The following is an 11,120-nucleotide window of genomic DNA, read 5'->3' on the forward strand; positions in this document are numbered from 1 at the left end:
GCTAATGATGAACAACCTGGCACTATTCATATTCCCTATAAGCGCCGAATCTTGCCAGTTGGTCCTCTCCCAGCTGCGCTGGTACCGGAAATGCAGGAATTCCCTGCTGTTCACATATCTGCATCCATAAACCAGTACGGGTATAGGTTTGATGTACTTTCTGAAATTGTGTGGAGAGCAGTAAGTCTTTCGCCTGCTGCACCTGTTTTTTGTCGATCAGCAACTGCACCCTTCTTTCAATTACCCATTCATCTGCCAATGCCTCAACAGCCGATAACCAGTGCTCCCGCTCAGCTATCATTTGTGGTCCCATAGCGCGCAGCAGCTTATCTCTTTCCACCACTACCTGCGGATGCAACTGTACCCATTTTTCACTGATCGCTTCCATTGCTTTCCAGGCGCCTATAAGATTCCCATCTAATTTCAATAGCCTCGCCAGCAGCACTTTTGCAAGCCCCATCCTGTTGGCAGTAAGCATTTGTATCGCCTCTTTGCTTCTTCCCCTGCCCGCCTCCCAGGCAGCATAATAAAATTCCCACATCTCCCTGTTTTCTCCATTTGTTTTACTGATGGCGTATTTAAAGGGAGCGTCCATGTTTTCCATACCTGAAGGCGCCCATGTATATTGGTCAACAGGCGGAGGCAAAGGCAATGCTGTTTTAGCAGCACAGGCTTTCGCCAGCTCATTCCAAACCTGCACGTCCGTGTTCCTGGCCCAGTCAAATAAAGGGATGTCCGTTACCGGCCTTAGCTTAATAGCAGGCGTTTGCAGGGAATGAATATCCAGTTCCCGGTTCGCAGGTATCCAGTATTCCACATGCCAGCGCATTTCTTTCGGCTGCAGTTCCAGCTTGATGGATTGATCTGATATAGGGCCGCCCTGCAATTCAATATATGGTGCGCGCCGTGCGGTACTCAACATTGCCCATGTGCTGTCGGCTCCATCACCATAGCTCCACAGCTTAATGCCCGGCGCAACCGCATTATCGGCAATATGATATAACCCTGTGCCAAGTGAAGGGGTATAGGCGCCAAAGGCATTCGCATTTTTTGTTTTCCAGAAATAGCCGGTCATTTCCCGGATATCGGTTTCCACCCGCGGTCCCTGGCTGGCCCAGTCAATGGTATCAATATGCGAAGCATGCAACAATACCCGGCCTTCAGGGAAATTATATTTCGTGTCGGCAGCGGAAGGCAGTGCTGCATTGGACCAGCTCATCCAGGGATAGGCGTTGGCGCCGGGGTTATAAAATTTAACCCGCTCGGTTAAAAAATTATCCGCAGGGCCCAGGGAATATTCAACAGACCACTGCATACCAAAATGCAGCTCCCTTTCTCCACAGGTAACATAGGTCCTGCCCGGCGTACTGTCAATCCTGTAAAGCACAGATTCATTCTGAGAAGGTGAATGTGAAATCGGGAAACTCACTTCAATGCCACCGGCCACGAAATAAAACCGGGGCAGTATCCTTGTTTGCCGGATTACATCCGGCACATACAACACTTCTTTTCCTGATTGCTTATGAACCATAGAAACTACTTTACCTCCCAGATCCGGACATACCGTTACTTTCAGCAGGTCATTTTCCAACGTCACAAAGCGATATTTCTTCAACACCGGTCTGTTGGATGTTTCTGCATAACTGGTGTACGGATATACCCCGTTTGGATCAAACACCGGGGGAACCGGGCCGGCGGGCGTAAGCACATGGGTAAGCAGGTAGTCGCTGTGTTCAGAACAGGCCACTTTACCAGTGGCAGGCTGACCTATACATTTGCCAACAATATTACCTGCAAGCAGCAATAACAATATCCTGATATGCATTATTCCGTTTTTTTCAGATAACATTTTACCTGCCCAGCTTATCGCTTAATGCATCTACCAGGCTTCTTCCTTTATTAATATCTTCGATGATCTTATCTTCATTAAAATCCTTCTCCGCAGCAAAGCGTTGCAGATGTTGCTCAAATGTTTGCCACAGGGCTTTTACCGCTTTATCTTTTGATGCCAGCGCCTGTGTTTTTAAAATGCGGATCTTCTCAAAATCGGCGATGCCTTCCCTTAATTTTTCGAAACGTACAGAGCTGTTACCTCCCGGGTACACGAGAAAACAATCGCCGGCAGGCCACGAACCGAAACGTGCATCCCTTACCGGATCTTCCGCCCATGCGTCGTATGCCCATCGTAAAAAACCGTCGTATCCAACAGCGGCAGAATACCAGCTGATCCATCGTCCTTCTGAAGGAGGCGAGAAAACAAAATTATTTGGCTTGGCAGGATTGCAGCAAACATAAAAGGTAGAGGAAGCGCCTCGTGCGGCGCGTTGCTTCAATTCAGCAGCAGCAGGTTCATTGCCATACAGGAAAGAATAATCATCCAGCAGCGTATCCAGCTCTTTGTGCCAGTTTCCCGCATAGGTGATACGCCATTTCGCCGGATGTTCTTTAATCACCTTAATGGCGGCCAATGTCTGCTTCATTTCATTCTCGTTGATGCCCAGGTATGTTTTATCAAACCATCCTTTTTGTTGCAGATGCGTTTGCAGATCGTTGAGAAAAATATGCCAGTGCGTTTTATATGCTGCCGATTCCGGCGCCCAGTAAGCATACTGGTAATTACCGGTGGCCTCGTCTATATAACGGAACCGGTTGGCCCACGGGATAGCGGTATACAGGGTGATTGCTTTATCAATACCCAACGCCATACACATCTCTATGTATTCATCAAAAATATGATAGTCAAATTTCCAGCTGCCATTCTTTTGTTTTATCCATTCGATCATTCCTCCTTCTATCATGTACGAATTATCGGACCACGGGGAATGTACGGCATAGGTAGTAATATATTTACCGCCTGCATCGGCATATAATTGCAGATGTTTTTTCAACAGTGCTTTATGTTCTGCGGACCACGGCTGCAGTTGATTATGCCAGGCGACAACCCAGGGGTTCTGCCACAAATCAAGCCGGTACGACCATTCACGCGGCGGAGGCAGTAGCTGCGGCTGCACCCGGATGTTGACCTGTAATGCCGTGCTGTATTTATCCGTGTTTACCTGTATGGTGCCTGAATAAGTGCCCGGCGGGGTATTGGCCGGGATATTGAGCGACAGCCATACCGGTCTTACCGTTCCGCCGGGAACATCAAAACGCTCAAATGGTTCAAACCGGTCCGGCATCAGGTAACCGCTCTTATACGGCGTTTCACCACACACAGCATCTTTGGCGCCGTATGGATAGTTAGAAAGTACGTAGCGCTCCATGTTCAAACTGGTATGTTCCCGGCTGATTACATTGCCGCCGGCGCCGGTAAGATCGCTTAATGTAAAGCGAACCTGGTTCAGCGTGTCCGGCGACCATACCAGCAATTGTGCATTCAGTCTTTCTCCCTTCCAGCCGGTGGCATCCCAGGTGGTGACTGCCTTTTGCACCGGTACTTCTGTTCTGAAATAAAGCTTATCGGTAGTGCTTACAGATACATGCAGGCCGTGGCCCTGCGCAGCCCATGCCCGCTCATCGGTTGTTTTATCGAAGGTGTATTCCGGTTGATAGTGACTGCCTAATGCCGGTAAATGGTTGCGGTCAACTTCTCCCTTGTACTGTGAAAAAGCTGAAAATGAAAAACAACCAGCCAGGCCAAAGATTAACGAAATTCTTTTCATGTGTTCATTTGTTCATTGAATACTGTTCTTTCTCTTGTGCTATCAGCTCCACGCTGTTTCTCCATTGTAATCTATACATCCCTGGTAGCCCCCGGGCAAAGGCAGGTAGCGTAATACTTCCGTAGCACCGGGTTTTGATGTAAAGAATCCCAGTAAAGTCAACTGCTTTACCAGGATGAAGTAATGTGGAGATGCAGTGTTGTTCCTGCTGTGATCTTTCGCCTCTTTATCCACGTTGGTAAGCAGAACATTTTTTTGTTCAGCAGAAAGCTTTACAAAAGTTGCCTTAAACTCTTTAAGCGAGGCATCATTTAATTGGGTAATTCCCTGCTTCAATGTTTGTTGTTGCATCTTATTATAACAATCCGATGCATACAATGCAATAAATTTTCCCACTTCTGCATCCTTTGCACCCGGTGTATTTGTGCGGGGAAGAATAGTTTCCGCTACTTCATCAAAGAATGCAATGTCATGCTCACCAAAAATCGGTTCATTACGTTCCCTGCATCCCGCAAGAAACAGTTCTCCCCCTACCAATGCTGCGCCTGTAAGCACAGAGATCGTTTTTATTAATTCCCGGCGATTCATTTACAACGCTCCTTTTTTTAGTTGCTCCACCGCATAGTTAGCAGCTCTTGCAGTTAGTGACATATAAAGAATAGAAGGACTTTGATTGCCGGTACTTGTCATACAGGCGCCGTCCGTAACAAATACATTTTTACAATGATGCAGCTGATTCCATTCATTCAGCAATGAATTGGCAGGGTCCTTTCCCATACGTACGCCGCCCATTTCATGTATATCCAATCCCGGTGGCTGGCGGTTTTCATTTACCACAATATTCTTAGCGCCTGCTGCCTCCAGCATAGCCCTGCCCTGTTCAATAAAATCCTTTACCATTTTATCATCATTATCATCATAGTCTACAGATGTTATTAACAAAGGAATTCCCCATTCATCCTTTTTATCTTTGCTTAATCTTACATGATTGCTTTCTTTGGGAATTGTTTCTCCCTGCATATACATGTATGCTCCCCATTTACCAGGTTTACTAATAGCGTCTTTAAATGCAGCGCCCAGTGCCTTCGGGATATTTTTATCATTTAACTTCTCCCGGTAACCAGCGCTAAAGATGACATAACCGCCAACAAAATCTGTGTCTTTCTGATACACATTCCTGAAGTTGGGAATAATACATTCCGAAGGCTTCGATACTTTGTAATACTTATCTTCAAAACCATCAAACTCTCCGCTCATTCCTGCCCTGTAATTGTGAAAGCCAATGTATTTCCCAAGCAACCCGTTATCGTTCCCGAGTCCGTTTGGAAACCGCCTGGAGGTGGAATTTAACAACACCAGGTTCGTGTTTAATGCAGAGGCATTAAGGAAAATAATCTTTGCATGAAAGATGATTTCCTTCTTTGTGTTGGCATCAATCACTTTCACGCCCGTTGCTTTACCGGATTGTTCATCATAGATAACGGAATGCACAACAGAAAAAGGCCGGATCGTTAAATTGCCCGTTTTTTCCGCTGCCGGCAACGTAGCCGCATTTGAGCTAAAATACCCGCCCAGCGGACAACCGCGCATGCAAAGATTCCTGCTTAAACACTGGCGGTGCTGCTCTTTGTGAATAGCCTGCGGCTGCGTTACCTGCGCCCATCTGCCCGATACATAATGACGGTTGAACTTACTGGCCACCGTTTCTTTTAAATGCTGTTCTACACAGTTCAATTCAAAAGCAGGCAAAAACTCTCCGTCCGGCATGGTATCAATACCTTCTTTGTTGCCACAAACGCCAATAAACTTTTCCACGTGACTGTACCACGGAGCCACATCGTTATAACCAATGGGCCATTCAATTCCATATCCGTACCGGTGTGGCGCCGTAAAGTCCATCTCACTCCAACGTGCGCAGGCACGGCCCCAAATCAGGGATTTTCCGCCAACCTGGTAGCCCCGTATCCATTCAAAGGGTTTTTCCTGGATATAGGGATGGTCTGCATCTTTTATAAAAAAATGCGCGGTACTGGCATCATATCCTGCGGCTTTGCTGATATAGGGATTGGCGTCTAACACTTTTTCCGGAAGCGCTCCGCGATACTTAAAATCCCAGACAGGCGTATTAGCAGTTGGATAATCCTTTATATGCTCCACATTTCTTCCACGCTCCAATACCAGTGTTTTTAATCCTTTCTCGCACAATTCCTTTGCTGCCCAACCACCGCTGATACCACTGCCTACAACAATTGCATCAAAAGAAGTTATTTCCTCCTGCTTAACAGAAGTACCTGAACTACCGGCCATATGTGAATATTTATCTTGTTATTATTTAAGTTGTTCTACGTTGTATGCTATTGGTGCAAATGCAAAGCTGCCGCACCTAAAATATTACCATTCACCAGGGAAGACGCTTCAATTTTCAAAGTAGAAATTGCGCGTTTATATGCAAAAGTGTTCACTGTTTCCCACATACTTTCTGAATAAAAAGGGAACGCTGCTTTTACTGCGCCACCAATAACAAAACACTCCGTGTCCAGTGCATACAGGATCAATTTGATGGCTTCACCTAAATGCCTGCCAAAGTCGTTGTATATTTCAATAGCTGCTGCATCATTCGCCAGTGCGTTGTTATAGAGAATGTCTCCTTTTACATGATGCACCTGTTCAAAGAAACGGCCACTTACATAATACTCGATGTTTTTATCCAGGTATTTTATCATTCCAAATTCCCCGGCGCCACCATATTTCCCGGTAACTAACTGGCTGTTCAGGATGATCCCTGTTCCCAGCCCCGTTCCTATTGTCAATCCTACCACGGATTCATGCGCACGCCCGCTTCCAAAATAAAATTCCCCCAATGCAAAACAGTTCGCATCATTCTCCATTTTCACCGGTAACTGATAACGCTGCGCTAAAACCTCCCGGAGATTTATTTCGTTCAATGAAGGAATATTAACAACATCATATAAAACTTTCGTGGATGGGTCTACCAAACCAGGAACGCCTATCCCGATTGCGGTTACATCGTCGTTGATTATTTTATCAATTACACTATAAATCTGTTCGGGTACATTTTCCTGTGCATAAAGGGGCTGGGAAATAACGGATGAAAGCACGCCGTCGCTCACTATACCTGCTCTCAGATTTGTTCCTCCCAGATCAATACCTATAACCATGTTAGTGTATATTTGATAAGAGAGCCGCAGCATCTGCATCTAAAAAGATAGTTACAGAAGAATGGTTGAGTAGCAAACTTCCCGGCAATTCATTGGTAGGCGGCTCTTCCAGCATTTTCTTCACAATTCCTGCCTTGTGTTTTCCGCTTACCATTAAAATAATATGCCTGCTTTCCAGTAACGTACCGAGTCCCAGTGTAATCCCTTCTTTCAATACCTGCGGCTGGTTAAAATATTTCTGACCTACCTGCATGGTTACCGGATGTAGTGTAACAATCTGCGCCCTGCCATCCGCGGCACAACCCGGCTCGTTCATGGCAATATGCCCGTTCATTCCCAAACCAAGTATGGCTACATCAATCCCGTTATACTGCGCAATAAACTGTTCGGCAGCTTCACACTCCTGCTGAAGAGCTGTTGCACGGCCATCAAAGAAGCAGATTTTATCTCCGGAAATATTCAGTGGCAGCAACAACTCTTTGTCGATGGAGTAACGGCAGCTTCCTTCATCGCTGCCGTTTAGTCCTACCCACTCATCCAACCCTACAAAGCCCCACTGGGATACATCACTTTTTCTGTCTTTATATTTTTCCACCAGCACCTTATATAAACCAGCCGGCGTATCGCCGGAAGCAGGGCATAGTAACGGCTTTTCGCGCCCGGACATTAGTTCAGTTACCTGTTCTGCAACTGCTGCTGAAAGTTCCTGGTACGTATTAAGTATGGTTAATTTCACAATTCCTGTATTAACGGTTAACTATGGCTTCAGCCAAAGGTCAATAGGTTTTTCTGCTTGCTGATTAAACGGAAGATTGATTTTCTTTCCCTGCCCGGCAGATGCGTAAGCGGCATAAATGATTTCCAGAACAGCCCTTCCGTCCTTTCCGGTAACCAATGGTTCCCGGTTATGCTGTACGCAATCTATAAAGTGCTTTAACTCCTGGGGATATCCCTGGTTAAATGCTTCTTCAAACATGCAAAAACTCCAGCCTACAGTAGTATCCGTTTTTTCCATTGCATAGCCATATCCATTTTTGCTATAGGCCAGTACGGAATTGCCCGTAAACAGGTCGGCATACACTACTCCGTCCGTACCGTGAATTTCGCTGCGGTCATCCATGCCTCCCTGCTTTGCCCAGGAGTTTTCCACAACGCCTGTTACGCCATTTTCAAACTCTATAATTACGATGGAGTTGTCTTCTCCCTTAGTTCTTTCTTTATGTAAAACGGTTTTCATGGATGCCGTAACACTGAGTGCTTTGTTGTTTTTCAGCATCCACCTGAACCACGCAATGCCGTGGCACCCCATATCCATTAAAACGCCGCCCCCGGATTGATCGATATTATAAAACCAATCGGAATGCGGACCAGAATGCTTTTCCGATTGCTTTAACATATACACATCTCCAACAGCTCCTTCTTCCACCAGCTTCCGGGCGCGCTCATATTTAGGCGCAAAGCAAAGCTCCTCCGCATACATTAATTTCACATTTGCTTTTTCACAGGCGGCAATCATTTCATCGGCTTCTTCCAGGGTAACAGCCAGCGGCTTTTCAATAATAATGTGCTTCCCGGCCGCTGTGGCTTTTAAGGTGGCTTCCTTGTGCAGAAAATTAGGCAGACAAATATCAACTACGTCGAAGTCAACATTACTGATCAAATCATCTATGGAAGAGAAGTGCTGCGCAATATGATGTTTAGCTGCAAAGGCTTTTGCTTTCTCTGCACTTCTTGTATAAACAGCTACCACCTCTGCTTCCGGCACAAACCGTTCATAACTTTCCAGGTGGATATCGGCAATAAATCCGGCTCCTAATATGGCTACTTTTACCCGTTTCATATTTTATATTCAAGAGGTTTACAAACTGTTACTCTACCCATTTATACATCCGCACATAGTCCACCTGCATGGCAGCAGGGAAAACGGTATCATCCACACCTTCCTTTCCACCCCAGTTACCCCCAACAGCAACATTTAACAACAAATAAAATCTTTTATCAAAAGGCCATTCGGCGGCCGTTTTATGTTCATTGGCTACCTGGTAATATACTTTCCCGTCTAACAGGAAAGTGATATTTTCAGGAGTCCACTCTACTGCATAAATATGAAACTTGTCGTAGGGCCGCTTAATATAGATACCTTTTGTTTTTTGTGTTCCAATAACATGGTTATAGGATTTGCTATGCAAACTTCCAAAGATGCTGTCTTTCATGTAGCCAACATGTTCCATCACATCGATTTCCCCGCTTGCCGGCCAACCTCCGTATTCATCATCGGTCGACAGCATCCATATTGCGGGCCAGAGTCCCCTGCCTCCGGGAAGCTTTGCTTTAACTTCCAGCTTTCCATATTTCCAATCGCCTTTCTCTTTGGTAATCATCCTTGCCGAAGTATATTTATTATCTCCGCTGCCGGTATTTCTTGCTGTGATGTACAAAGATCCGTTTTCCACTTTGGCATTGCTGGTGTCTGCAGCGGTGTATAGCTGCAGTTCATTATTTCCCCAGCCCGACCTGCCGGTTTGATATCCCCATTTTGTACTATCAGGCAACCCCTGGTAGTTAAATTCATCACTCCAGGCAAGCTGCCACTTTTTGTGGCGCTTTAAAGATTGAGATTGAGCTATACCCGAGCAACCAATTGTAATAAGCAACACTATTATATATTTCATCAGATTCAGATTCAATAGATATGTCGGTTAATAAAATTATTTAAGTCTTGGATTCACATCTTCCTGCGCCTGCGGAATGGGAATGTAGTCGCTTTGTCCCTTTACAAAGCCAGGGAGTACGGTTGCGGCCTGGTCTGTTCTTAACAGATCATTGAATCTTTCTCCCCACCACTCGCATATCAGTTCTGCATGGCGTTCATCCAGTAATTGCTGTAAGGTGACGTTGGAGATGGAAGCCAGTTTTACCCGGTTCCTGACCAGGTTCACCTGCGCATCACCGCTTTGTCCCTTACGGATCTTCGCTTCCGCATTCATCAATAACACCTCTGCATAGCGCATGATCCGGACGTTGTTATTGGCTCCATAATAATCTACCCGGCTATCGGTCATTTGTGAACGGGGGTAATAGGCCTTTCCATTGAAGTATTTCTTCCTGGATGCGTTACCGGAGATCTTGTCGCCATCCGGTGTAAAAGAAAACGTATCAGGATTACCATCAATTCCGCAATACTGAATCGCTGTTTTTAAACGGATACTATCATTACGTGATTTCAAAAAATCGACGGCTTTTTGTGTAGGCACCATCCAACCGGGACCTGTAATCACCGTGCTGAACGTATTTTCAGGACCCTGGAAGAAAAAGAAATTACCCCATTCTTCGCCGGGGCCGCCGGATATAACGATATCGCCGGTCGATTTTCCGAAATCGGAATACTGCAATTCCAGGATAGCTTCATCGCACAGTTTACCTGGCTTCTTAAACAACTGGTAATAATCGCTGAATAAAGAGAACTGGCCGCTGTTGATAATCTGGTTGGTACAATCCAATACAACATCCCAATAAGTACTACCACTGTTGTTACCAGCCAGGTCCATTGCTGCTTTGGCTTTTAACATCAACGCGGTGTATTTGGTAACGGCTCCTATGTGTGTGGCAGCATTGGGTCTGGCATCTTCCAGGTTTGCAATGCAGAAATCCATTTCGGAAATAACATGCTTTTTCACATCTTCAACACTGCTTTTTGAAGCGGCGCCAAGATTGGTAGGATCATTACTTTCTATGCCAAGAATGGGTACTGCTCCAAAGGTCCTGGAAATCCAGAAATGCGCAAGCGCCCTGTAGAAACGAACTTCCGCCTGGTATTGTGCCAACTGCTTTGTTTTTGCCGCATCATTGGCGGGAATATTTTTTCCAAACTTTTCCAATTCGGCCAATGCGCTGTTCGCCCCAAGTACCACTGCATACATGCTGATCCACATGTCGTTAATACCCCAGTAACTTTTAACCGTTACATCACTCTGGAAATTATGAATGGCTACCTGCCCTGCATCATCATTTCCCGGCGCTATATCATCACTGCGCTCAGAGCGGATCGCCACACTTATCCATTTTGCAAAAGTGCCGCTGGCAGCAGTTCTGTAAACACCCGACACCGGCTGGTACATTAAAGACAAATCGGTATAATTGATGGTGGTTGCCTGCGCCTGATTTTCTAATGGCCGGTCTAAAAACTTAGAGCAACCAGAAGATAACAAAAATATTACGAGCAGAATTGATATATTGTATTTCATGATTCTTTTTTTTGTTTTCCTATAACTGTTATTAT

The 11,120-nt window shown here is 45.6% G+C and carries 9 protein-coding genes; all 9 read right to left on the reverse strand.

The window, feature by feature from the left end; genetic code table 11:
- Nucleotides 1-22: 22 nt before the first annotated feature.
- Genes V7S65_RS16770 through V7S65_RS16810 form a run of 9 tightly spaced genes read right to left on the reverse strand, consistent with a single transcriptional unit; the run spans nucleotide 23 to nucleotide 11,085 of the window.
- A complete protein-coding gene (locus tag V7S65_RS16770) occupies nucleotides 23-1,825 on the reverse strand; it encodes a DUF5107 domain-containing protein (RefSeq protein WP_336387349.1) in 1,803 nt (600 codons plus the stop codon).
- Between the two features lie 25 nt (nucleotides 1,826-1,850).
- Complete coding sequence (locus V7S65_RS16775) at nucleotides 1,851-3,662, reverse strand: DUF4091 domain-containing protein (protein ID WP_336387350.1); 1,812 nt, start codon at nucleotides 3,660-3,662, stop codon at nucleotides 1,851-1,853.
- A 42-nt stretch (nucleotides 3,663-3,704) separates the two neighbouring features.
- The gene (locus V7S65_RS16780) at nucleotides 3,705-4,250 is read right to left on the reverse strand and encodes a gluconate 2-dehydrogenase subunit 3 family protein (RefSeq protein ID WP_336387351.1); all 546 of its coding nucleotides are present in this window, start codon (nucleotides 4,248-4,250) and stop codon (nucleotides 3,705-3,707) included.
- Nucleotides 4,251-5,969 (reverse strand): GMC family oxidoreductase, encoded by a 1,719-nt coding sequence (locus tag V7S65_RS16785; protein WP_336387352.1) that lies wholly within the window; start codon nucleotides 5,967-5,969, stop codon nucleotides 4,251-4,253.
- Nucleotides 5,970-6,016: 47 nt separating this feature from the next.
- Nucleotides 6,017-6,841 (reverse strand): ROK family protein, encoded by an 825-nt coding sequence (locus V7S65_RS16790; RefSeq protein WP_336387353.1) that lies wholly within the window; start codon nucleotides 6,839-6,841, stop codon nucleotides 6,017-6,019.
- Nucleotide 6,842: 1 nt separating this feature from the next.
- Complete coding sequence (locus tag V7S65_RS16795; protein WP_336387354.1) at nucleotides 6,843-7,577, reverse strand: glucosamine-6-phosphate deaminase; 735 nt, start codon at nucleotides 7,575-7,577, stop codon at nucleotides 6,843-6,845.
- Nucleotides 7,578-7,598: 21 nt separating this feature from the next.
- Nucleotides 7,599-8,681: a Gfo/Idh/MocA family protein gene (locus tag V7S65_RS16800; RefSeq protein WP_336387355.1), complete on the reverse strand. Its 1,083-nt coding sequence runs from the start codon at nucleotides 8,679-8,681 to the stop codon at nucleotides 7,599-7,601.
- Nucleotides 8,682-8,709: 28 nt separating this feature from the next.
- On the reverse strand, nucleotides 8,710-9,513 hold the full coding sequence (locus V7S65_RS16805) for a glycoside hydrolase family 16 protein (protein ID WP_336387356.1): 804 nt from the start codon (nucleotides 9,511-9,513) through the stop codon (nucleotides 8,710-8,712).
- A 36-nt stretch (nucleotides 9,514-9,549) separates the two neighbouring features.
- Nucleotides 9,550-11,085 (reverse strand): RagB/SusD family nutrient uptake outer membrane protein, encoded by a 1,536-nt coding sequence (locus V7S65_RS16810; RefSeq protein ID WP_336387357.1) that lies wholly within the window; start codon nucleotides 11,083-11,085, stop codon nucleotides 9,550-9,552.
- Between the last annotated feature and the right edge of the window lie 35 nt (nucleotides 11,086-11,120).

This window comes from Chitinophaga sp. CCNWYY40 (genome assembly GCF_037483205.1).
Taxonomy (GTDB): domain Bacteria; phylum Bacteroidota; class Bacteroidia; order Chitinophagales; family Chitinophagaceae; genus Chitinophaga; species Chitinophaga ginsengisegetis.

Excerpts from the sequence above, each read along its gene's own strand:
- V7S65_RS16790 (WP_336387353.1), bottom strand. The coding sequence starts at position 6,841 with ATGGTTATAGGTATTGATCTGGGAGGAACAAATCTGAGAGCAGGTATA.
- V7S65_RS16805 (WP_336387356.1), bottom strand. The coding sequence starts at position 9,513 with ATGAAATATATAATAGTGTTGCTTATTACAATTGGTTGCTCGGGTATA.
- V7S65_RS16780 (WP_336387351.1), bottom strand. The coding sequence starts at position 4,250 with ATGAATCGCCGGGAATTAATAAAAACGATCTCTGTGCTTACAGGCGCA.
- V7S65_RS16785 (WP_336387352.1), bottom strand. The coding sequence starts at position 5,969 with ATGGCCGGTAGTTCAGGTACTTCTGTTAAGCAGGAGGAAATAACTTCT.
- V7S65_RS16770 (WP_336387349.1), bottom strand. The coding sequence starts at position 1,825 with ATGCATATCAGGATATTGTTATTGCTGCTTGCAGGTAATATTGTTGGC.
- V7S65_RS16810 (WP_336387357.1), bottom strand. The coding sequence starts at position 11,085 with ATGAAATACAATATATCAATTCTGCTCGTAATATTTTTGTTATCTTCT.
- V7S65_RS16800 (WP_336387355.1), bottom strand. The coding sequence starts at position 8,681 with ATGAAACGGGTAAAAGTAGCCATATTAGGAGCCGGATTTATTGCCGAT.
- V7S65_RS16775 (WP_336387350.1), bottom strand. The coding sequence starts at position 3,662 with ATGAAAAGAATTTCGTTAATCTTTGGCCTGGCTGGTTGTTTTTCATTT.